General features: G+C 64.6%; 20 protein-coding genes and 1 tRNA gene. 11 read left to right on the forward strand and 10 right to left on the reverse strand.

Going from position 1 to position 20791, the window contains the following annotated elements:
* The first annotated feature begins 133 nt into the window (after nt 1-133).
* From LDO41_RS16275 to LDO41_RS16285, 3 genes are all read left to right on the forward strand, one after another.
* Nucleotides 134-1126, forward strand: a complete 993-nt coding sequence (locus LDO41_RS16275; RefSeq protein WP_223989974.1) for a patatin-like phospholipase family protein — start codon at nt 134-136, stop codon at nt 1124-1126.
* A 90-nt stretch (nt 1127-1216) separates the two neighbouring features.
* Nucleotides 1217-2701, forward strand: a complete 1485-nt coding sequence (locus tag LDO41_RS16280; protein WP_223989976.1) for a dihydrolipoyl dehydrogenase family protein — start codon at nt 1217-1219, stop codon at nt 2699-2701.
* 91 nt (nt 2702-2792) lie between these two features.
* Complete coding sequence (locus tag LDO41_RS16285) at nt 2793-3704, forward strand: DMT family transporter (protein WP_223989978.1); 912 nt, start codon at nt 2793-2795, stop codon at nt 3702-3704.
* A 67-nt stretch (nt 3705-3771) separates the two neighbouring features.
* Here LDO41_RS16285 and LDO41_RS16290 read toward each other — a convergent pair whose 3' ends face one another.
* Nucleotides 3772-4914 carry an alkene reductase gene (locus LDO41_RS16290; RefSeq protein ID WP_223989980.1) on the reverse strand — a complete coding sequence of 381 codons (1143 nt, stop codon included), beginning with the start codon at nt 4912-4914 and terminating at the stop codon, nt 3772-3774.
* A 172-nt stretch (nt 4915-5086) separates the two neighbouring features.
* Between LDO41_RS16290 and LDO41_RS16295 the strand changes: the two genes are divergently transcribed.
* From LDO41_RS16295 to LDO41_RS16325, 7 genes are all read left to right on the forward strand, one after another.
* Entirely contained in the window at nt 5087-6073 is a 987-nt protein-coding gene (locus LDO41_RS16295; RefSeq protein WP_223989982.1) for a LysR family transcriptional regulator, read from the forward strand.
* A 76-nt stretch (nt 6074-6149) separates the two neighbouring features.
* The gene (locus tag LDO41_RS16300; protein WP_223989984.1) at nt 6150-6416 is read left to right on the forward strand and encodes a helix-turn-helix domain-containing protein; all 267 of its coding nucleotides are present in this window, start codon (nt 6150-6152) and stop codon (nt 6414-6416) included.
* Nucleotides 6417-6420: 4 nt separating this feature from the next.
* Nucleotides 6421-7776: a type II toxin-antitoxin system HipA family toxin gene (locus LDO41_RS16305; RefSeq protein ID WP_223989986.1), complete on the forward strand. Its 1356-nt coding sequence runs from the start codon at nt 6421-6423 to the stop codon at nt 7774-7776.
* Nucleotides 7777-7866: 90 nt separating this feature from the next.
* Complete coding sequence (locus LDO41_RS16310; RefSeq protein ID WP_223989988.1) at nt 7867-8205, forward strand: hypothetical protein; 339 nt, start codon at nt 7867-7869, stop codon at nt 8203-8205.
* A gap of 22 nt (nt 8206-8227) precedes the next feature.
* On the forward strand, nt 8228-8698 hold the full coding sequence (locus tag LDO41_RS16315; RefSeq protein ID WP_223989990.1) for a Panacea domain-containing protein: 471 nt from the start codon (nt 8228-8230) through the stop codon (nt 8696-8698).
* A 746-nt stretch (nt 8699-9444) separates the two neighbouring features.
* On the forward strand, nt 9445-9642 hold the full coding sequence (locus LDO41_RS16320; protein ID WP_223989992.1) for a hypothetical protein: 198 nt from the start codon (nt 9445-9447) through the stop codon (nt 9640-9642).
* Between the two features lie 43 nt (nt 9643-9685).
* The gene (locus LDO41_RS16325; RefSeq protein WP_223989994.1) at nt 9686-9901 is read left to right on the forward strand and encodes a hypothetical protein; all 216 of its coding nucleotides are present in this window, start codon (nt 9686-9688) and stop codon (nt 9899-9901) included.
* A gap of 93 nt (nt 9902-9994) precedes the next feature.
* Here the strand turns inward: LDO41_RS16325 and LDO41_RS16330 are convergent.
* The 9 genes from LDO41_RS16330 to def form a co-directional block, all read right to left on the reverse strand.
* Nucleotides 9995-10070: transfer RNA gene (locus tag LDO41_RS16330), tRNA-Phe, on the reverse strand.
* Between the two features lie 52 nt (nt 10071-10122).
* Nucleotides 10123-10836 (reverse strand): response regulator, encoded by a 714-nt coding sequence (locus LDO41_RS16335; RefSeq protein ID WP_223989996.1) that lies wholly within the window; start codon nt 10834-10836, stop codon nt 10123-10125.
* Between the two features lie 54 nt (nt 10837-10890).
* Complete coding sequence (locus tag LDO41_RS16340) at nt 10891-13353, reverse strand: sensor histidine kinase (RefSeq protein ID WP_223989998.1); 2463 nt, start codon at nt 13351-13353, stop codon at nt 10891-10893.
* Nucleotides 13350-14264 carry a DUF4390 domain-containing protein gene (locus LDO41_RS16345; RefSeq protein WP_223990000.1) on the reverse strand — a complete coding sequence of 305 codons (915 nt, stop codon included), beginning with the start codon at nt 14262-14264 and terminating at the stop codon, nt 13350-13352. The genes LDO41_RS16340 and LDO41_RS16345 overlap by 4 nt, the downstream gene beginning before the upstream one ends.
* A gap of 10 nt (nt 14265-14274) precedes the next feature.
* On the reverse strand, nt 14275-15663 hold the full coding sequence (gene rsmB / locus LDO41_RS16350; RefSeq protein ID WP_223990002.1) for a 16S rRNA (cytosine(967)-C(5))-methyltransferase RsmB: 1389 nt from the start codon (nt 15661-15663) through the stop codon (nt 14275-14277).
* 222 nt (nt 15664-15885) lie between these two features.
* Complete coding sequence (htpX, locus tag LDO41_RS16355) at nt 15886-16746, reverse strand: zinc metalloprotease HtpX (RefSeq protein ID WP_223990004.1); 861 nt, start codon at nt 16744-16746, stop codon at nt 15886-15888.
* A gap of 122 nt (nt 16747-16868) precedes the next feature.
* Nucleotides 16869-17522 (reverse strand): LysE family translocator, encoded by a 654-nt coding sequence (locus LDO41_RS16360; protein WP_223990006.1) that lies wholly within the window; start codon nt 17520-17522, stop codon nt 16869-16871.
* 106 nt (nt 17523-17628) lie between these two features.
* Nucleotides 17629-18657 (reverse strand): methionyl-tRNA formyltransferase, encoded by a 1029-nt coding sequence (gene fmt, locus LDO41_RS16365; RefSeq protein WP_223990007.1) that lies wholly within the window; start codon nt 18655-18657, stop codon nt 17629-17631.
* 123 nt (nt 18658-18780) lie between these two features.
* The gene (gene def / locus LDO41_RS16370) at nt 18781-19287 is read right to left on the reverse strand and encodes a peptide deformylase (protein WP_223990010.1); all 507 of its coding nucleotides are present in this window, start codon (nt 19285-19287) and stop codon (nt 18781-18783) included.
* A gap of 162 nt (nt 19288-19449) precedes the next feature.
* Here def and LDO41_RS16375 point away from each other — a divergent pair, with 162 nt between their 5' ends.
* Nucleotides 19450-20628 (forward strand): LysM peptidoglycan-binding domain-containing protein, encoded by a 1179-nt coding sequence (locus tag LDO41_RS16375; protein ID WP_223990012.1) that lies wholly within the window; start codon nt 19450-19452, stop codon nt 20626-20628.
* The last annotated feature ends 163 nt before the right edge of the window (nt 20629-20791 follow it).

Raw genomic sequence — 20791 nt, forward strand, 5'->3', positions numbered from 1 at the left:
CCCTTGAGGGTTCCCTGAGGGCCGCCTCAGGGGCCGCCTGAGGGGCCGCCTAAGCGCGGCCCGACCCCAAACGGATTCATTCGAGAAGAGTCCGGTATGATGGCGCAAGCCCGGTTCCCGACGAGGAAGCGCCATGACACCAGCTGCTGTTTCGCACATCGCACCGCACGCTGCATCGCACCTTAGTGCGTACCCCGGCGCAGGTGACGATCGTCTCGCGCGTGAGGCAGCGTCTGGCGCATTCGATCAGATCGTCTTTGCCGGCGGCGGCAATCGCTGCTGGTGGCAGGCTGGATGGTGGGACGTCGTGGCTCCGGAGCTGCGGCTCGCGCCACGCGTTATCGCGGGCATCTCCGCGGGCGCCGCCACCGCGTGCATGGTCTACACGCACGACTCGCACCAGACCATGGCGTACTACCGCCGCGCGCTTGCGGACAATCGCCGCAATGCCTATTGGGGCAATCTGCTGGGCCGCGAGCGTGTCTTCCCCCACTACGGTATCTATCGCGGCGCATTGCTGTCACTGCTGGGCGACGATCGTTTCGCGCGACTGCGCCATGCGCCCGAGATTCGTATCGGTGTCGCGCATATCCCGCGCTGGAGCGGACCGCGATTGGCCGTTGCGGCGGGGCTGCTCGCGTACAACATCGACAAGCACCTTCTCAAGACGCTGCATCCGCGGCTCGGTCGCAAGCTCGGCTTTCGCCCCGAGTTCGTGCGCGCGCAGGACTGCGCCTCGCCGGAGGCGCTGGCCGATCTGCTGCTGCAATCGGCCTGCACGCCACCGTTCACGCCGGTGTTGCGCCGCGATGGACGCGCGGTGCTCGACGGTGGCATGGTGGACAACGTGCCGGTCGATGCGCTCGACGACACGCCGGGCAATGTGCTGGTGCTGGTGACGCGGCTGTATCCGCGTCCGCGGCGCTTTGTGGTCGATCGCGTTGTCGATCATGGCCGACAGCGCCGCCTGTATCTGCAACCGTCGCAACGCGTGCCGATCTCGAGTTGGGACTACACCCGGCCCGATGGCATGCGCGACGCGTATGACCTTGGTCGACGCGATGGGGAAACTTTTCTACGCGATTGGCCCTCAATTGTTGAGCAGGATCTGTTGCCGGTGTCCTGACATCGGCGTCGTCGTGTTTTTCCGAGCCGTCGTCGCACGCGCGTCCGCGCGTCTTTAAGCCGGCGCGGCCGCCAGACAAGGGAGATATGCATGCCCAAGCGTCAGTCATCCGCGCAAGCCGAAACCATCGCCAGCACCGCCGTGGCACCCGTCAGGGAAAAGCGCCGGGCGCGCGAGGTCGGCGCCGAGACCCCGATCGAGAACGTGCCGCGTCGCACCCGCGCGCGCCGGCCTGCGAAGCCGCGTGAGGTGGACCTCGTCGTGATCGGTGGCGGCTCGGGCGGCGTGGCTACGGCGCGGCGGGCGGCATCGCTCGGTGCGCGCACTGTGCTGGTGGAGCGCGATGCGATCGGCGGCACCTGCGTGCATCGGGGCTGTGTGCCCAAGAAGATGCTGTCGTACGGTGCGAGCTGGGCGTCGATTCTGTCGACGTGTCTTTCCCACACTGGTGGCAAGGAAGACTGGTCCGATGCGATCGTGCGCGTGAATGCGGAGGTGGCACGCCTGACCGCATCGTTCTCGCAGCGATTGCACGAGTCGGGCGTTGAGATCCTGCATGGTGATGCCGAGATTGCCGCGCCCGGCGAGGTTCGCATCGGCAACGAGACCATTCGCGCGCGCAAGATCGTGGTGGCCACCGGTGCGCATCCGCGTCCGCTCGAGGTTCCCGGTGGCGAACTCGTGAGCACGTCCGACGATGTGTTCACGTGGCAATCGGTTCCCGGCTCGCTGGTGGTGATCGGCGGCGGTTACATCGCCGTGGAGCAGGCCTCGATCCTGGCGCGGTACGGCGTGAAAGTCGATTTGCTGGTGCGCGAGGATCGCCTGCTCAGTCGCTTCGATCACGACATTGCGCAGTCGCTGGCGGAGGCGCTGACGCGCAAGGGCGTGCGCGTGCATTTCAACACTGCGGTCACGCTGATATCGCAGGCCAATGGCGCGTACGAGGTTTGCTACACGCAGAATGACCGCAAGCAGAGCGTGCGCGCGCAGGCGGTGCTGGCCGCGATCGGACGCGATCCCAATGTGCAGGGCCTCGGCCTCGAGGCTCTTGATATCGAGTTCGGCGATAACGGCGGCATTCGCGTCGATCGGCAGTTTCGGACATCGGTGCGCGGGTTGCATGCGATTGGCGATTGCACCGACAGTCTGCAACTGACGCCGGTGGCGGTGGCGCAGGGGCGCTGGCTGGCCGACCGACTGTTTGGCAAACGCGGCGACATGGCGGACCTCGAGGTCGTGCCGACGGCGGTGTTCAGCGAGCCGGCCGTCGGGGCGGTGGGACTGACCGAGGCGGAGGCCATCGAAGCCGCGGGCAAGCCCGAGCGCATTCGCACCGAGATCCGACGCTTTGTATCGCTCGAGAATCGCTTTGGCGGCATGGCGCAACCGTCGGTGTTCAAGCTCGTGTTCAACGCGCGCAGTGGGCGCGTGCTGGGCGCGCATCTGCTGGACAATGCTGCACCGGAAATCGTCCAGGTGTTCGCGCTTGCGTTGCGACTGGGGGTCAAGGCGTCGCATCTGAAAACCACGCTGGCCCTGCATCCGACCGTGGCCGAGGAGTTATTCGGCTGAAGCCTCCGGAAAGTATGGTCGCCAGCATGGGCACATCGTGTTTCAGCGATCTGCCCGATAATGCGACCTCTCCCGCCCCTCCTTTAACCTCATGCCTTCGAGTGCCAGCGCCAGTACCAGACGTATCGACGGGATCACGCTGCTCCTGCTCACCTTCCCGCCGCTAGCCTGGGCCGGCAACGCGATCGTCGGACGCATCGCGGCGGGCGTGGTGCCGCCGATCACGCTGAACCTCGTGCGCTGGGCGCTCGCCGGGCTGTTGCTCGCGCCGTATGTATGGCGCGGCGTGATCGAGCATCGCGCCGCATTGCGCAAGCACGCACGCGTGCTGATCGCGATGGGCGTGCTGTCGATCGCGAGCTACAACTCGTTTCAGTATCTGGCACTGACTACGTCGACACCGATCAACGTCACGCTGATCGGTGCGTCCACGCCGCTGTTCCTGCTGCTGATCGGCGCCACGTTCTTCCGCGAACGCGTCAAGGCATGGCACGTCGCGGGCGCGCTGTTGTGTCTCGTCGGCGTGTCGTTCGTGCTGCTGCGCGGGGACCTCGTCCACCTCGCGCAACTGAACTTCGTACCAGGCGATCTGTTCATGCTCGCCGCGACGGTCGCGTGGAGTGCCTATACGTGGCTGCTGCGCAAACATCGCCCCGACCTGCCATTGCCGACGCTGCTGTTCGCGCAGATCGTGATCGGCGTGCTGGTGAACATTCCGATGTCGTGGTGGGAGCTGTCACAGCTCGACCATCCGCTTGCATGGAACACCAAGGTCGCCGGCATCCTGCTCTACGTCGCGACCGTCCCCTCGCTGCTCGCCTACTTCGCGTGGGACCGCGCAATCGCCCGCGCGGGCGCGCAGCTGCCAGTGTTCTTCATCACACTGACCCCGATCTTCGCAGCCCTGCTCTCATCGCTCATCCTCGGCGACCCACCGCGCTGGTACCACTTCGTCGGCATGGCGACGATCGGTGTCGGGATCTGGCTCGCACAGCGGCGTTAAACGTGGTGCCGCATCGGACAAACAAAAACGGACGCCAGAGCGTCCGTTTGTTGTTTCGAGCTCGACCTCAAGCCGCCGCGCGTTCTGCCTCGTACGGTGCGTAATCGATGTATCCCTTTGCGCCGCCACCATAGAACGTCGTGCGGTCCGCGGGGGCCAGTTCCCAGTCGTTTTGCAGACGCGCCACGAGGTCCGGGTTGCTGATGAAGCTGGCGCCGAATGCAGCGAGGTCGATCAGGCCGTCTTCGATCATCTGCTCGGCGCGCTCACGCGTCATGCCGCCGGCGAGGATCAGCGCGGTGTGCGGCAGGTACGTCTTGAGGTTGCGTAGCAGGCCGTTGAACCCCAGTGCGGCGCCGGCGTCCACCGTGGTCTTGCCGACGATAAAGCCCGACTGGTCCATCAGGTGCACGTAGGCCAGCTTGCGTTGACCGATCTCCTTGGCTAGCGCGGTGTAGGTGGCGTCGATCTCCGGATGCAGCGGCATGTCGAACAGCTGACCATACGGCGAGATGCGAATGCCGACGCGCGAGGCGCCGATGCGGGCCACTACGGCATCGATCACCGCGAGCGTGAAGCGCAGCCGGTTCTCCATCGTGTGCGCCGAGAACTCGTCGTCGCGATCGTTGACCAGCGGGTTCAGGAACTGCTCGTGCAGATAGCCGTTGGCGCCGTGAATCTCCACGCCATCGAACCCGGCCGCAATGGCGTTCTCCGCTGCTTGAGCGAACTCCTGCACGATGCGATGGATCTCTTCGGTTGCCAATTGGCGCGGTGCCGGCGGCGCGATCAGATTCGGTTGCCCTTGCTCGTCGTAGCCATATGCCTGCGCGCCCACCGGTTGCTTCGAACTCGGGCTCACCGGCAGTTTGCCGTCCGCCTGGATCGACGGATGCGAGACGCGCCCCACGTGCCAGATCTGCGCGAACATGTGACCACCAACGGCGTGGACGGAATTGGTCGTCAGGCGCCAGCCAGCGATCTGCGCTTCTGTAAAGATGCCGGGGTTGAACAGATAGCCCTGCCCTTCACGCGAGATGGGCGTGCCCTCGGAGACGATCAGGCCGGCGGTGGCACGTTGGGTGTAGTAGAGCGCGACGCGTTCATCCGCGACATCCGCGGGGGCACGTGAGCGGGTGAGCGGAGCCATCACGACGCGGTTGCGTAGCGTTAGGCCGGCGAGGTCAAAGGTATCGAAAAGGCGGGTCATGGAGTGCTTCCTTGCATTGTGGACAGTCTTGGACGATCGCTTTGATGCGAGTGCCGACTGATTGAGGACCATCATAGGCAGATGCGAAAATCGCTACAATCCGGTCGCTGAGCAATTCAACTTTGTCCAAATCGCAACCGAGCGCTTCTAACGCCACGCGGAGAGACCGATCATGAACCTGCAGGCGATCCGCTACTTTCTGATGGTGTCCACCACCGGCAGCTTTCAGGCGACCGCGCGTCACTATCAGGTGCCAGCGTCGTCGGTATCGCGCTTCGTCGCCGCGCTCGAGAAGGAACTGGGGCAACAGCTGCTGTACCGCAACACGCGCGCGGTGCGCCTGACTGAATCGGGCGAGCAGTTCTATCTGCAGGTGCGCGATGCCATCGACCTGCTTGATCAGGCGGCCGAGGGACTGGTCCATCGGGACGCGGATATCAACGGCCTGGTGCGCATCAACGCGCCGGAGACGCTCGGACGTTTGCACATCGCGTGCATCGTCAACGCGCTGCAGACGCGATACCCCGAACTGATCGTCGAGCTGACGTTGACCGATGCGTATATCGATCCGGTGCAGGAAGGCGCTGACATCACCATTCGCGTGAGTCCTCTGCTCGACTCGGGATTGATCGGCAAGGTCATCGGCTCCCTCCGACATGTGGTCGCCGCGAGCCCCGCGTATCTCGCCGCGCACGGCAGGCCGAAGACGCCGCAGGATCTGCTTGAGCACCGATGCCTGGTCTACAAGGGGCAACTGGGTGCGCAGCGCTGGTATTACCGCAGCGAGGCCACCGAGCCCTTCAACACGTTGAACGTCAGCGGGCCGCTACGCAGCAACAACGCCGAGGCTTTGCTCGCCGCGGGCGCGGCGGGACGCGGCATCGTGCTGTTCCCAACGTGGGTGTATCGCCCCGAGGCATTCAAGCAAGGCGAGCTGGTGCCGCTGCTCGAAGAATGGGAATTCGCGGCATCGCCGGACTCCACCTACATCCAGATGCTGTCGCCAGAAAACCGTCTGCGCTCCCGCAAGGTGCGCGAGGTTTCCGCGTTCATCATCGAGGCGATCGGGACGCCGCCTTATTGGGACGTTATGGGGGACGTTATGGGGGACGTTATGGGGGACGTTATGGGGGACGTTATGGGGGACGGCGCGTCGTAAGCGAATACAAATCAACTTGTGTATTCTCAATTTACAAACTACGATTTGTAAATCCGAAATACAGCCTATAGTTTGTATGACCGATTTCACCGTGCGCACCGCAGAACAGCTTCCGGCACTGCTGCAGGGGTTCCGCAAGCAGGCCGGCCTGACGCAGGAAGCAACAGCAATGCGACTGGGTGTCACGCAGCAGACGCTGTCCGCGCTGGAGCGCAACGCGGAGAAGGTCAGCGCGGACAGGTTGCTGCAACTGCTCAGTGTCCTCGGCGTTGAACTCGTTCTGCGCCAGCCCGAGATTGCGCCGGTGGCGAAGGCGCGCGGCGGCATTGGCCCGAAGTGGTGAAGTCATGGGACGACGATCTCACGCACAGGCCCTCGGGCTCTGGATGAATGGCGCGTTCGTTGGCACATGGAGCATGCAACCCCAAACCGGCGAGGTCTTGCAGTACGCCGATGAATGGGTGTCCTCCGAACAGGGACGGCCACTGTCACTGTCCCTCCCCTTCACGCCCGGCAATCCGCCTCACCGTGGCGACGCGGTGCGCACCTATTTCGAGAACCTGCTGCCAGACAGCAAGGACATCCGCGAACGTGTCGCGCGACGATTTCAGGCCGGCTCGACGGATGCGTTCTCCCTGCTGACCGAAGTCGGGCGTGACTGTGTGGGGGCGCTGCAAATCCTGCCTGCGGGAGAAACCCCCGTCAATGCGCAGACACTGAACGCTACGCTCCTGAGCGAGGCTGACGTGGCGCAACTGCTGCGCAGCACCGTGGCCGCACCCGCATTGGGCGGCACGGGTCTGACCGAAAGCGACGACTTGCGGATCTCGATCGCCGGCGCACAGGAAAAGACCGCTCTCCTCTGGCACGACGACAACTGGTGGCTGCCGCATGGCGCAACGCCGACCACGCACATCCTCAAGCTACCGCTGGGCCTGGTCGGCAATATGCGCCTTGACCTCAGCGAGTCCATCGAAAACGAATGGCTATGCGCGGAGATTCTGGCCGCCTATGGCATGCCCATCGCACGCACTGCGCGATTGCAATTCGAGGACATCAAGGTGCTGGCCGTCGAGCGATTCGACCGCGAGTGGTGGCAGTCTACTAATCGGAAACGCTGGCTCATCCGCCTGCCGCAGGAAGACATGTGCCAGGCCACCGCCACGCCGCCGCATCTCAAGTACGAGTCAGACGGTGGCCCCGGTATCGATCGCATCATGGACTTGCTGGCAACCTCACGCGAAGCCGAACGCGACCGCCGCACGTTCTTCCAGGCACAGGTTCTCTTCTGGATGCTGTGCGCACCCGATGGCCACGCCAAAAACTTCAGCCTGTTCCTGCGCCCCGGCGGCGCCTACGAACTGACGCCGCTCTACGACGTGCTGTCGGCCTACCCACTACTCGGCGAAGGCCCCGGCAAGCTCTCACCGTTCAGAGTAAAAATGGCGATGGCCGTGCGCGCAAAGAACGCGCACTGGCGCATGCGCGACATCCTGCGCCGGCATTGGCTAACCATCGGGCAACGCCACGGCATTGTCACCCCCGACGGCCGCGGCGCGGCATTCGTCATCGATGACCTGATTGCCCGCACACCACAGGTCGTGCGCGCGGTCCGCACCAACCTGCCGAAGGGCTTCCCCCGAGGGTTGGCCGACAGCATTCTGAACGGTCTGCAGACTGCGGCCGACAAGCTGGCGGCATAGCAGTCGCCACAGGCATAGGGAAGCGCGTGGGTGCGCGGATTTCGTAGATCTGCGCTATGCCCGCATCTATCGCCGCCCTATCATCGCGCGATGCAAATCAAAGCTCTCCGCTTCACGAAAACCGTCGGTGTCGCGCATATCTCTGTCGCCGCAAGCCTATTGGCAGAGGCCGGCCTCAAGGATGCGGAGGTGGCGAGACATGTGGACCTTGCTCGCGAAATTCTTCGTCGCCGCCGTCTAATGTTGGCAAGGCATCCATTCTTGAGCGTTCATTGTGTGCCGGGGTTGCTCAAGGCAATCACTTACGTATTTCCCGTGCGCCTATCCAGCGATCAGACCTTTCAGATGAACTGCGAGTTGGCCGACGCTGAGGCACGCGCGAACGTCAAGCGGCACCCATATTTCGATATCGCGTTCGTCGCGGCATGATTTTCAGCGAGGAGAAATCGCAATGGGCAAGAAGGCACTATCCGTTGCGCGCTATATGCTCGAGCAGCGCAAGCGCGCCGGCGAAGCCGTTACTGCGATGCAGTTGATCAAGCTGGTGTACATCGCGCAGGGCTACATGCTGGGTCGTCACAGACGCCCATTGTTTGACGACGAGGATGTCGAGGCTTGGCAATATGGCCCCGTGGTGCCTAGCGTCTATCACGCAGTGAAGGCATTCCGCAGCGCGCCAGTGCAGGAAGTACGTGGTGCCGAAGATGCGCACTTCACGGATGCTGAGACCGCAGTGATGGAGATGGTAGCGACGCTCTACGGCTCCTATGATGGCGTCGCACTGTCAACCGCAACGCATCACGCCGGCACGCCATGGACGGTGACACGGGACTGGTTCGGCCGCAACGCACCAATCTCCAACGACATCATCGCGAATTTCTATACCGACCTGCTGGGGCGGAGCTCCCATTCGGCACTGTAAGCCCATAGGCAATGTCTCGCGAACTCACGATCTAGTATGCGAAGAACAGGAAGTACAAATGAAAAAACCCCATGTCAGCTACATCAATGTCCCAAGTGGAACTTGGGCGTTCGCTGAGCACAGGGCTGTTGACAGTGTACTGAACCAAAGGATGATCGTCATGGCCTTTTTGAAAGTCGACCAACACGGCGATTGCGTCGTGCTTCCGGGCCTAGCGATGTCCGCATGAATCGACAACCGAGCTAGGCGGACCGACTCTGGGATAACCAATTGCCCGCACACCGGAAGTAGTGCGCACGGTCGGCACCAAGCCACCGAGAGGTTTTCCCCGAGGGTTGACCGGCATCTAGCATGGTCTGCAGGATGCAGCCGACAAGCTGGCTGCATAGCGATCTCCACAGGCATAGCGAAGCGCGTGAGTGCGCAGAACTCGTAGATCTGCGCTATCCCCGCATCTATCACGGACCTATCATCGCGCGATGCAGATGAAAGGTATCCCTCTCATGAATTCACATGACCGGACATGCGTGCCCGACGGCGTGGAATCGCTTGACCTGAGTGAAGCACCAACACGACCGCGAACGAAAGCCGAGGAATATGCAGAGATGAAACGCCGCCGCGTGTCCTTCCGAAAAATGATTGCGGATTACGAAGCGAGCAGGGGTGAATACGACGAGAGTTCGTACCAAGTGTGGTGGTGAGACACAGTAGCCCCGCCGAAATCGACAATTGGAGGAACATCTGACATGAAGCTTTGCGACAGGACGCAAACGACCGGCGGCGTGGAAGCATTAGTTCTGCCCAGTGCACTGGCAAGGCCGCAGACGAAGGCGGAGGAGTTCGCTGAACAACATCGGCGCCGAATTTCCTTCCGCAAATGGATTGCGGATTACGAAGCGCGCCAGAGCGAGTGCGACGAGAGTACGCACGAGGTGTGGTATTGACAGGGGACGCAGAGGCCGCAGGCCAATGAACCCGGAAGCTAGCATGAACCCACAGATCCAATTGCCACTGGACTTCGAATCGTCTAATGACTTCCGTGAAGTTATGCCGCGTGACACCTGCACTCAGGGAAGCAATAGCGGCGGTGCGAAGGTGCTGCAATTCCCGCTATCGCGAAAGCGCTCAGTGGAGCAGGAGCACGAGGCGATGTTGCTCGAGCGAATTCTTCGGCGCTCTGCGCGGTTTGGAGCCTTGCTGTAGCCAACGACTACCATCCCGAGGCAAGGGCGCATGAACATCAATACACCGCCCCAAAAACAAAAACGGACGCCGAAGCGTCCGTTTTCTTAATGCTGGTGGCCTGGGACGGAATCGAACCGCCGACACAAGGATTTTCAATCCTCTGCTCTACCGACTGAGCTACCGGGCCAAAGAAGCGAAACTATATCAGCGCTTTTTGTCTCGGTCAAGCGTCCCGCGCTTCACTGCTCGGTGGGCTCGGGCTTGTTGCGGCCGAGCTCGACGCCGAGCTGTTTGAGCTTGCGGTACAGGTGGGTACGCTCGAGGCCGGTCTTCTCGGCCACGCGCGTCATGCTGCCGTGCTCGCGCATCAGGTGGTACTCAAAATAGGCACGCTCGAACAGGTCGCGCGCTTCGCGCAGCGGCATGTCGAACGAGAAATGCATCTCGGCTTCGGGCACGCGCGTCGCGTTGCCGTTGGCGGCCGCGTCCACCGGGATCTCGGTGGGGACGGCTGGCGACGCTGCATCGGGTACGGCCGTCGCGGCGGGCGCGGTGCTGGCTGCGGGCGGTGCCGTGCGCGGGCGTTCGATGCCGCGGGCGAGGCCCTGCTCGACTGCGGACAGCAGCTTCTGCAGCGCAATCGGCTTCTCGAGGAAGTTCAGTGCGCCGATCTTCGTCGCTTCAACAGCCGTGTCGATCGTCGCGTGTCCGGACATCATGATCACCGGCATCGTGAGATAGCCCTGTGCGGACCACTCCTTGAGCAGGCTCACGCCATCGGTGTCCGGCATCCAGATGTCGAGCAGCACGAGGTCAGGCGTGCTGCCCGCGCGATACTCGCGGGCCTGCTGCGCGTTCTCCGCCAGTTCGACCACATGGCCTTCGTCGCTCAGGATCTCCGAGAGCAACTCTCGAATACCCATTTCGTCATCGACTACGAGGATGGTTGCCATACTTGCCCTCTTAACCCCACCATGGCGCCGCCATGAAGGACGGAACCTGATTGACTATGCCAGTTTAACGAACAGGATCGAGATCTGTGCTCCGACGATCTCGGCGCCGTCCATGCGGTTCCGCAACTCGATGCGGGCGCCATGTTCGTCAATGATCTTTTTCACCATCGCAAGCCCCAGGCCAGTGCCCTTGGCTTTGGTGGTCACGTACGGTTCGAACGCACGACTCAGAATTCGTGGCGCGAATCCCGGACCGTTGTCCGCGATGGAGAGCTTGACGGCCTGCCGGTCGTCGCCGGCAGAATCTTTGTATTCTACAGTCTCGGTCCGGAGAGTGATACGGGGCGCCGCCCTGCCCGCCGCGACGTTATCGGCGACCGCATCCTGCGCATTCTGCAACAGGTTGTGGATAACCTGGCGCAGCTGGGTCGGATCGCCCTTGATTTCAGGCAGGCCCTGACCCAGCGTCGACTGAATCACGGGATGTTCATGCACGGCCGGATCGTCGATCCCGTACAGATGCAGCACCTCGGACACCAGGCCATTGAGCGGCAGCAACTGCACCACGGCCGGCGGCGTACGCGCGTAATCGCGGAAATCATCGACCATGCGCTTCATTGCCGCTACCTGGTTAACGATCGTCGCAGCCCCGCGCTTTAGGACGTCAGCGTCTGTTTCTGCAAGTTTTGGTGATAATTTCATCTGCAGACGCTCGGCGGACAGCTGAATCGGCGTCAGCGGATTCTTGATCTCGTGTGCCAGCCGCCGTGCCACCTCGCCCCAGGCGATCGAGCGCTGGGCGGAAATCACGTCGGAAATATCGTCGAACACCACCACATAGCCCGGCTCGTCGCGGTTCGCCGCGGGCAGCCGCGCACCGCGCACCAACAAGGTGAGCGGCTGTTCCTCATCGCCCTGTGGCAGCTCGATCTGCTTCTGCCAGTGCTGCGCGCCGCCCAGCACCTCGCTCGTGTTCTGCTCGGAAAACGCCTGCCGCACGATCTCGCCAAACTCGGTCAGGTTTTGAATCTGATCGAAACACTGCCCCAGCACCGACGAGAACGGCTGGCGGAAAATGCGCTCCGCGCCCGGATTCGCGGTCAATAGCACGAAGCGGCGATCGAACACCAGCACGCCCGCGGTCAGGTTCTGCAGCACGCTTTCCAGATACGCCTTCGATTGCTCGAGCGCGGTCCGGTTCTGCTCCACCGCAAGCCGCGCGTCCGAGAGCTGGCGCGTCATCTGGTTGAACTGCTGCGTGAGCATGCCGAGCTCGTCGCGGCTCTTCAGCTCGCGCTTGGGCGACAGATCACCCTCCGCCACTTCCTTGGTCCCCTGCAGCAGCATCAACAGCGGCCGCGCGAGCTGCCCGCCAAGCAGCAGCGCGAGCATCACCGCGATAAACACGGCCAGGAACAGCGTAAGCGTCAGTGTGCCGATATACATCTTGCGCAGGCCGGTGCGGCCCAGCGCCTTCTCCTGATACTCCTGATAGGCGCGCTGGACTTCGTCGGCATTGCGCGCCAGCGCCGCGGGCACCGGCTGGATGACCTGCAGATAGCGCTCCTCGCGCACGGTGTCGCCCACCAGCCCGAAGCCCGCGGGCGCCGCATCCTCGGGCCGGCGTTCGACCGACAGGCCGGATCCGGCCCACTTGTCGCGCGCGGGGGCGAGCGCGACGCGCGGCGGTCGCTGCGTCGGGACACTGCTCGCGCCACTGGACTGGGCACTGTTGGCATCCTGCTGCGGCACCGATGCCACGCCCAGCGGAATGATGACCCGTACCCGATAGAGCGGCGTGCCCTCGACGTGCCGCGTGCCCACGCTGGCCGGTTCGGTACCGCCCTCCACCGACGCATACCCACCAGCCAGTCGCGCCTGCTCGGCGAGCGCACCCGAAGGCAGGTCCGGCACGAGCGATGCATAGCTGCTCGATGCGGTGGCCAGCACGCGGCCGCTGCCCGTGAAGATCGCGGCTTCCTGCACGCCATACTGCTCGCGCAGACGATTGAGCTGTAGCGATGTGGCCATGCCGGACGAGCCGGTGAGCTGGTCGGCCATCAGGCGCGCGCGGCTCTGCACGTCGTTGAGCGTGCCGTCGATCGTGGTGCGACCGAGGTTCAGGCCGGCTTCGAGCGCGGTTTCCACGCGCACGTCGAACCACGATTCGATGCTGCGCGAGACGAACTGCAACGACACGAGGTAGATCAGCACGCCGGGCAGCACGCCCACCACGCCGAAGAACACCGCGAGCTTGGTCATCAGCCGCGTGCCGAACTTCCCGCGGCGGTAGCGCAGCCACAGCGTGAACGCGAGCGCGCCGATCGTGAGGATCAGCAATATCCCGACGACCAGGTTGATCTTGAACAGCAGCGTGAAGTAGCGATCGAAGAATTCGGTGTTGGCCGACGCGCCGGCCAGCAGCCCCACCAGCACGAGCGCGAGGAAAACGATGATGCTCGCCACGACGCGATACAGCACGCGGCGGAACCTGCTATCCCAGAGACTTCTCTTCATGGCTGGCTCGCTGACGGCTGGACGAGCTGGCTCGGAGACAGCACGGTGGACACGGTCTGCGCGAACGGCGTACCGCGCGCATCGCTGCCGCCGCTGCTTGCGGCAGGCGCGGACGATGGCGCCGATGCCGGAGCGGCCGGCGACGTCGGCGCGGCGGGAGGCACGGGAGGCACGGGAGGCAGCGCGGGAGGTAATGAAGCAGGCGGCACGACAGGTGTGGCAGGCAGCGATACGGGCGCGGGCGGTGCCGGCGGTGCATCGAGATTGGTCGGCACCGTGTAATTGAAGTGCCGCCAATCGGACGACAGGTTCCACTCGCGCGTATTCACCGCATTGATCTGGAACGGCTTGGGCAATTGCGACAGATCAAGCCGCATGCGCACCTGGGCCTGGTAGGTCTCGCCGGGCCTCACGGTATTGCGTTCGAATACGCGCCATCCACGCACATGCTGGATGAACTGCAGCGCGCTCTTCAGCCGCGTGAACGGCAACTGCAGCCCACCGGTGGAGACACGATACTGCCGCGTGAGCGGTTGATAGGACAGCCGCACGCTGCGTGCGGTGTTGACGGGCTTGTCATCGAACCAGTACCAGCGCGGCCGCGTCAGCTGAAACTCGACGACGAAGTACAACGAGATGCCCTTGTGCAGGGCATCCTCGAGCGCGGGTGGCAGATCGAAATCGAACGAGGCGGCGAGGTCGAAGCCGCCGTCCTGGTATTCGATGCGATTCTCGGTGGTCTCGATCAGCTGCGCGTCGCCACGTCCGGGATGGCACAGCAGCGCGAGCAGCAGGCAAAACGCGACCAGCCACCAGCGCAAGGCCCGTGATATCACAGGCATTCCCGCGTGAAGCTCGCGCGCTGCGTGGCCATGGGCACGGAGTACGGACTGGCGCGGCGAGCTCGGCATCGGTCAGGTTTCAGGCGCGTTTCTGGAAGCGGGCGTAGTAGAAGCCATCGTGATCCGATGGCAGGCTTGGCTCGCCGGTGGTCGTCGCGGTATTCACCGCGGTGCCGCCGGCCGGTTCGGGCGCCTTCACGCCGGGCAGCAGTTGCCCCGGCGCCTGCAATCGTATCGCATCTGGTAGCTGCGCACCAAACCAGCGCGCCTGCTCTTCCCCCTCCGTTGGGAAAATCGAACAGGTTACATAGACCAGAATGCCGCCTGGCTTGAGCAGCGGCCAAAGCTGCGACACGATGCGCCGCTGCTCGTTGACGAGCCGCGCAATATCTGTTTCGCGACGCAGCCAGCGGATATCGGGATGCCGGCGCACGATGCCGGACGCCGAACATGGCACATCGGCGAGGATGCGATCGAACGGCTGACCATCCCACCAATCGTTCGGACGGCTCGCATCGCCGGTGATCACGTTGGCTTGCTGTCCCAGACGCGCGAGGTTGTCATGGATGCGCGCCACACGCAGCGGATCGCTCTCCACGGCGGTCAGGTCGATCTTGGCAAGCTCGAGCAGATGACCGGTCTTGCCACCGGGCGCCGCGCACGCGTCGAGCACGCGCATGCCATCGGATACATCCAGCAGTTGCGCGGCCACTTGCGCGCCGGCGTCCTGCACCGATACGTCGCCCTCGGCAAACCCGGGAATCTGCGAGACCGGAAACGCGCGCACCAGCCGCACAGCCTGCGGCCCCACCTTCACGCCGGCAAAGCCGGCATTGGCCAGATCGGTCAGATACTGCTGCACGGTACCGCGCGCGGTGTTCACGCGCAGCGTCATCGGCGGGCGCGCATTGACACTGGCGGCCAACGTCTCCCATTGATCGGGATACGCGTCACGTAGCATGCGTACCCACCAGTCCGGCAGGTTCCAGCGCGCTTCGTCCTCGCGCACGATGCGCGCGAGCAGCGCCTTGCGTTCGCGCAGAAAACGGCGCAGCACCGCGTTGACGAGGCCACGCGCATGCGCGGTCTTGGGTTCGGACGCGGCCGCGCTGACGGCCTGGTCCACTACCGTGAAGTCGGTGTAGCCACGGCCAGGCTGGTCGGCATCGGCCTGCTCGCCATCGAGCAGCAACGCGAGCGCGACGGCCAGCAGCGAATCGACGAGCGCGCCCGGCGGACGCGTGACGAGGTGGGTGACCAGTGCCCGGGTGGCGCCGAACTGGCGCATCGTGCGATAGGCCAGATCCTGGATGGCGCCGCGCGAGGCCGCATCGCGCACGCGGTCGAGCCGCAGGTGCGTCGCGGCATCGTCGATGGCCTGCGGCAGGGCCATGCCTTCATTGACGCCGCGTACCGCGGCGGCGGCGCCAAGCATCTGGAAGGCGAGCGAATCGGGAGGCAGGCGCATACGATCGAAAACTCAAAAAGCGGAAATCAGGACGGCAGAATACGGGACGGCGGCGGTGGAAAAAAGCCCGCCGGTCCCAAGGAACACGGCGGGCAGTTTACCCGTTGGCGTGCATGCGCCGGATTTTACAGCGCAGCGGCGGGTGCCCCGGCGAAGCGAGCGGAGTGATTGACCCGCCGCGACCAGCCGCGACCCGCCCCGATCAGGCCCGATCAGGCCCGATCAGGCCGGATAGGCGCCGGTCTGTGCCATCTGCATCAGCCGGGCAATGCGCTCCTCGGTGGACGGGTGCGTCGAGAACAGGTTGGCGATACCGCCACCGGCCAGCGGATTCATGATCATCATCTGCGCGGTGGCCGGATGTTCCTCGGCCGCCTGGAACGGAATGCCCTGCGCATAGCGATGGATCTTGTCGAGCGCGCTCGCGAGTGCCTGCGGATCGCCGCTGATCTCGGCGCCGCCGCGGTCGGCTTCGAATTCGCGCGCGCGGGAGATCGCCATCTGGATCAGCGAGGCCGCGAGCGGCGCGAGAATCGCCACCGCGATGCCGGCGATCGGGTTGGTACGGTTGCCGTTCTCGTCGCGGCCACCAAAGAACATCGCCATATTGGCGAGCGCCGAGATCGCACCGGCCATCGTCGCGGCGATGGTCGAGGTGAGGATGTCGCGGTGACGCACGTGCGCGAGCTCATGCGCCATCACGCCGCGCAGTTCGCGATCGGACAGCATGCGCAAGATGCCGGTGGTCGCGGCCACCGCGGCGTTCTCGGGATTGCGGCCCGTGGCGAACGCATTGGGTGCATCCTCGTTGATCAGGTACACGCGGGGCATCGGCAAACCCGCGCGCTGCGCGAGTTCCTGCACCATGCCGTAGAACTGCGGCGCGGTGCCGGCGTCGACTTCCTGCGCGTTGTACATGCGCAGGACCAGCTTGTCCGAGAACCAATACGAGAAGAAATTCATCCCCAGCGCGATCAGCAGCGCGATCATCATGCCGCCGCGTCCGCCGATCATCCCGCCGATGACGATGAACAGCGCCGTGATGGCGGCCATCAGCATGAAGGTCTTGACCCAGTTGAACATGGCAATGAGCTCCGTGGAAATTCACCAACGCGTCAGATACGCGTACTCCCGTTAGATAGGGCCAACGGGCCGGAAATTCAATGTCCGCGGCAGGGTTTTTGCGCCGGCTGCGAGCACCGCGGTCAGCGCGGCAGCAGCGCCAGACGCGCGCCCAGCCCGATAAAGGCGGTGCCCACCACGCGATCGAGCCAGCACTTGAGGCGCGGCGCCTGGCTGACGCGGCGCGTGAGCGTGCCCGCGAGCCACGCCACGAGCGTGTTCCAGATTGTGGTCATGACGATCATGATCGCGCCAAGCACCAGAAATGCCGCCGCCTGATGCCCGGCCTTCGGATCCACGAACTGCGGGAAGAACGACAGGAAGAACAGGATGACCTTGGGGTTCAGCACGTTGGTCAGGAAGCCCTGCATGAACAGGGCCCGCAAGCCGCGCGTGCTGGTATCGGCGGGTGCGGGGGACGTGGCGGTGCCGTCGCCCGGACCCGGCCGGAATGTCGTCAGGATCATGCGCAGCCCCAGCCAGACCAGATAGGCCGCGCCAGCGTACTTGATGATCGAGAACGCGATCGGCGAGGCCGCCAGCAGCGCGGTGAGCCCGAATGCCGTGGCCAGCGCATGCACGCAGCAGCCGGCGCTGACGCCGAGCGACGACATGACGCCGGCGGCGCGCCCCTGCGCGACGCTGCGGCCCACGATATAGGCGGTGTCGGGGCCAGGCGTGACGTTGAGCAGGAATACCGCACCGACGAAAAGTGGCAGGTCCGTGATGCCGAGCATGAGGGGCGTGAGCGTGAAGGTGGATCCTCGCGTTGGCAGGCGGCGGCCGTCAACGTGACAAGGCCGCGCGGCTTACCCGCGAGTATGGATCGGTCATACCGCCCGATTATGCCTGCGCGCCCGCCCGCGTGGCGATCTCCGTCGGCAGCAGGCAGCGCGTGCCCGGCACCAGCGGCATCGACTGCAGGAACTGCTGCGCTGGCTGACGGCGTCCGCCCGGTTTCTGCAACTCGGTCACCTGCAGCGCGCTGCCGTCGCCGCACGCGATGATCACGCCCGCGGCGTCGGCCGACAGCACCGTGCCGGGCGGATACGGCAGCGGCGTGCGACCCGCCGCCAGCGGCAGCGCCTGCCAGCACTTGATCACGGTTTCGCCCACCTGCACCGTGGCGCCCGGGAACGGATTGAACGCGCGGATCTGGTTCGCCAGTTGCGCGGCCGGGCGCGACAGGTCGAGCGGTGCCTCGTCCTTGCCGATCTTCTCGGCATACGTGATACCGGCCTCGGGCTGTGGCGTGGCGGCCAACGTCCGGCCGGCGGCCAGCTCATGCAGTGCCTCGACGATCAGGCGGCCGCCGAGCGCGGCCAGCGCGTCATGCAGCGTGCCGGTGGTGTCGTGCGCTGTAATGGGTACGGTGCCGCGCGACAGCATCGCGCCGGTATCGAGTCCTTCGTCCATCTGCATCAGCGTGATGCCGGTCTCGGCGTCGCCGGCCTCGATCGCGCGATGAATCGGCGCGGCGCCCCGCCAGCGCGGTAACAGCGAGGCGTGGATGTTCAGGCAGCCGTGGCGCGGCAGCGTCAGGACCTCGGACGGCAGGATCAGCCCGTACGCGGCCACCACCATCACATCGGGGGCGATCTCGGCGAGCGTATCGACGGCGGCGCCGGCTTCCTCGGGATACTTGCCCTGGCGACGCAGCGAGCGCGGCTGGAGCACCGGCCCCAGATTCTGCGCCAGAGCGAACTGCTTGACCGGGCTGGCCTGCAGCTGCATGCCGCGGCCGGCGGGGCGGTCGGGCTGGCTCAGCACGGCAACTACCGGAAAGCCGGCGGCATGGATGGCCTCAAGGGCGACGCGCGCGAACTCGGGCGTCCCGGCGAAGGCAACGCGCAGTGGCTGGGCTTGGGTCATGGCAATGTTCCGCTATAAAGCATTACCGGCCGCAGCGCGGCCGGTAATGGATCGATGGTGTATCGAACAGTCTCATCACGATAGCAGACCCGGCGCGGGGGCCGGGCCGCCAGGGCGGACTTGTTACATCCGCGTGCGTCCGCGCTTCTGCAGCTTGGACTTGATGCGAGTGATCTTGAGGGGAGACAGGTATTCGACGAACACCTTGCCCTTCAGGTGATCCATCTCGTGCTGTATACATACTGCCAGCAGTTCGTCGGCGTCGAGCTCGAACGATTCACCCTTTTCGTTGAGCGCGCGCACGCGCACACGGTCCGGCCGCTCCACGCGGTCGTAGATCTCGGGCACCGACAGGCAGCCCTCTTCCCACACCTTGCGGTTGTCGCTGGCCCAGACGATTTCCGGGTTGATGAACACCTGGAGCGCGTCGCGGGTCTCGGACAGATCGATCACGATGACCTGTTCGTGCACGTCCACCTGGGTCGCGGCCAGGCCAATGCCCGGCGCTTCGTACATGGTTTCGGCCATGTCCTTCACCAGTTGGCGGATGCGGTCGTCCACCACCGCGACAGGCTTTGCAACGATGTGTAGACGAGGATCGGGGTAGGTCAGGATGTCCAGTTTTGCCATGATGCTCGGGCGCAACGCCGGCTGCGTGCAACGTAGACGCCGCGTTGCGGCGACGGATGTTTACATGCAGAATCGGGGCGCTAGTACAAAAATTCAAGGCGCGCCGCAGCAGGCACGCTCTATCCAGGGTCAATCCGGTCGTCACGCCGACCGGTCAGGAAAATGCGCGATCTTACCAAAGAACAGGCGGCGTTCGGCCGCAAGCTGCACGCGTTCACCTTCGCCATGCTGAGTGTCGCCGGCGTCACAGCCGGCCTCAGCACGGCCGTCCAGGCCGCAGAACGCACGGTCACCCCCACCCAACAGGCCGAAGCCGACCGCGTTGCCCAGCAGGGCATCCCGGTGGCGGACCTCGCCAAGGACGCGCCGTCGCAGTACACGGTCAGCCGCGGCGACACGCTCTGGGGCATTTCGGGCCGCTTTCTGCGGCAGCCCTGGCGCTGGCCCGACCTGTGGGGCATGAACAAGCAGCAGGTCCGCAATCCGCACCTGATCTATCCGGGCCAGGTGCTGTATCTGGTGCAGCGCGACGGCCGCGCGTTCCTGTCGACCACGGCACCGGGCGGCGCGGGCAGCGACACCGTTCGCCTGTCCCCGCGCGTGCGTGGCGATGAAGGCGATGGCGGTGCCATCCTCAGTTTTAACGCCAAGGATATCGAGCCGTTCCTGATTCGTCCGCTGGTGGTGGACGAGGGCACGCTCGCCACTTCGGCGCGTGTGGTGGCCCTGCCAGAGTCGCGGGTCTACATGGGCCGCGGCGAGTCTGCCTATGCGCGTGGCATCAGCCCCGAGGACGCGCGCCTGGGTAGCGACTGGCAGGCCTTCCGGCCGGTGACGCCCGTGCGCGACCCGATTACGCAGAAGGTACTTGGCTACGAGGCCGAATACCAGGGCAACCTGCGCGTGACGCATGGTCCCGAAGGTCCTGACGCCGTGACCACGGTCGAGGCGACGCAGGCGCAGCAGGAAATGGGCATCGGCACGCTGATGCTGCCGCAGCCGCCGCGCGAACTCGTGCGTTATGTCCCACGCGCGCCCGAGGCCGAGATCGACGCGCGCGTCGCCAAGGTCTACGGCGGTGTGCAATACGGTGGCGCCAAGCAGGTGGTGGTGCTGAACGTCGGCGGCAACGCGGGACTCGAGCCCGGCCACGTGGTGGCGTTATCGCGCGACGGTGGCCGGGTGCCGGACCGTACCGAGAACAATCGCACGATCACGCTGCCGGACGACCGTTATGGTCTGGCCTTCGTGTTCCGCGTGTTCCCGGGCCTGTCTTACGCGCTCGTGACCGATGCGTCGAACACCATCATGGTCGGCGATCGGGCCCAAACCCCTCACTGATTGCCTGACTGACTGCCGCGCTGACGGCATCCTGACCTCCCGACCGCTTGTCCGGACGGCCGCCCTGGCGGCCGCGCCGGCTTGCGGCACCGCCATTCCGGCATCTCTCATTGCGTGACCATCGCGCGGGCTCGCCCGTGCTCCCCATCCCGGCGACATGCCC

Source organism: Cupriavidus pampae (assembly GCF_914271485.1).
Classification (GTDB): domain Bacteria; phylum Pseudomonadota; class Gammaproteobacteria; order Burkholderiales; family Burkholderiaceae; genus Cupriavidus; species Cupriavidus pampae.

What these genes read in the sequence shown, in the direction of transcription:
- LDO41_RS16305 (WP_223989986.1), top strand. Translation starts at nt 6,421, where the DNA reads ATGGGACGACGATCTCACGCACAGGCCCTCGGGCTCTGGATGAATGGC.
- LDO41_RS16300 (WP_223989984.1), top strand. Translation starts at nt 6,150, where the DNA reads ATGACCGATTTCACCGTGCGCACCGCAGAACAGCTTCCGGCACTGCTG.
- fmt (WP_223990007.1), bottom strand. Translation starts at nt 18,657, where the DNA reads ATGACCCAAGCCCAGCCACTGCGCGTTGCCTTCGCCGGGACGCCCGAG.
- LDO41_RS16285 (WP_223989978.1), top strand. Translation starts at nt 2,793, where the DNA reads ATGCCTTCGAGTGCCAGCGCCAGTACCAGACGTATCGACGGGATCACG.
- LDO41_RS16310 (WP_223989988.1), top strand. Translation starts at nt 7,867, where the DNA reads ATGCAAATCAAAGCTCTCCGCTTCACGAAAACCGTCGGTGTCGCGCAT.
- rsmB (WP_223990002.1), bottom strand. Translation starts at nt 15,663, where the DNA reads ATGCGCCTGCCTCCCGATTCGCTCGCCTTCCAGATGCTTGGCGCCGCC.
- def (WP_223990010.1), bottom strand. Translation starts at nt 19,287, where the DNA reads ATGGCAAAACTGGACATCCTGACCTACCCCGATCCTCGTCTACACATC.
- LDO41_RS16290 (WP_223989980.1), bottom strand. Translation starts at nt 4,914, where the DNA reads ATGACCCGCCTTTTCGATACCTTTGACCTCGCCGGCCTAACGCTACGC.
- LDO41_RS16325 (WP_223989994.1), top strand. Translation starts at nt 9,686, where the DNA reads ATGAACCCACAGATCCAATTGCCACTGGACTTCGAATCGTCTAATGAC.
- LDO41_RS16335 (WP_223989996.1), bottom strand. Translation starts at nt 10,836, where the DNA reads ATGGCAACCATCCTCGTAGTCGATGACGAAATGGGTATTCGAGAGTTG.
- LDO41_RS16320 (WP_223989992.1), top strand. Translation starts at nt 9,445, where the DNA reads ATGAAGCTTTGCGACAGGACGCAAACGACCGGCGGCGTGGAAGCATTA.
- LDO41_RS16340 (WP_223989998.1), bottom strand. Translation starts at nt 13,353, where the DNA reads ATGAAGAGAAGTCTCTGGGATAGCAGGTTCCGCCGCGTGCTGTATCGC.
- LDO41_RS16275 (WP_223989974.1), top strand. Translation starts at nt 134, where the DNA reads ATGACACCAGCTGCTGTTTCGCACATCGCACCGCACGCTGCATCGCAC.
- LDO41_RS16360 (WP_223990006.1), bottom strand. Translation starts at nt 17,522, where the DNA reads ATGCTCGGCATCACGGACCTGCCACTTTTCGTCGGTGCGGTATTCCTG.
- LDO41_RS16375 (WP_223990012.1), top strand. Translation starts at nt 19,450, where the DNA reads ATGCGCGATCTTACCAAAGAACAGGCGGCGTTCGGCCGCAAGCTGCAC.
- LDO41_RS16315 (WP_223989990.1), top strand. Translation starts at nt 8,228, where the DNA reads ATGGGCAAGAAGGCACTATCCGTTGCGCGCTATATGCTCGAGCAGCGC.
- LDO41_RS16345 (WP_223990000.1), bottom strand. Translation starts at nt 14,264, where the DNA reads ATGCCGAGCTCGCCGCGCCAGTCCGTACTCCGTGCCCATGGCCACGCA.
- LDO41_RS16295 (WP_223989982.1), top strand. Translation starts at nt 5,087, where the DNA reads ATGAACCTGCAGGCGATCCGCTACTTTCTGATGGTGTCCACCACCGGC.
- LDO41_RS16280 (WP_223989976.1), top strand. Translation starts at nt 1,217, where the DNA reads ATGCCCAAGCGTCAGTCATCCGCGCAAGCCGAAACCATCGCCAGCACC.
- htpX (WP_223990004.1), bottom strand. Translation starts at nt 16,746, where the DNA reads ATGTTCAACTGGGTCAAGACCTTCATGCTGATGGCCGCCATCACGGCG.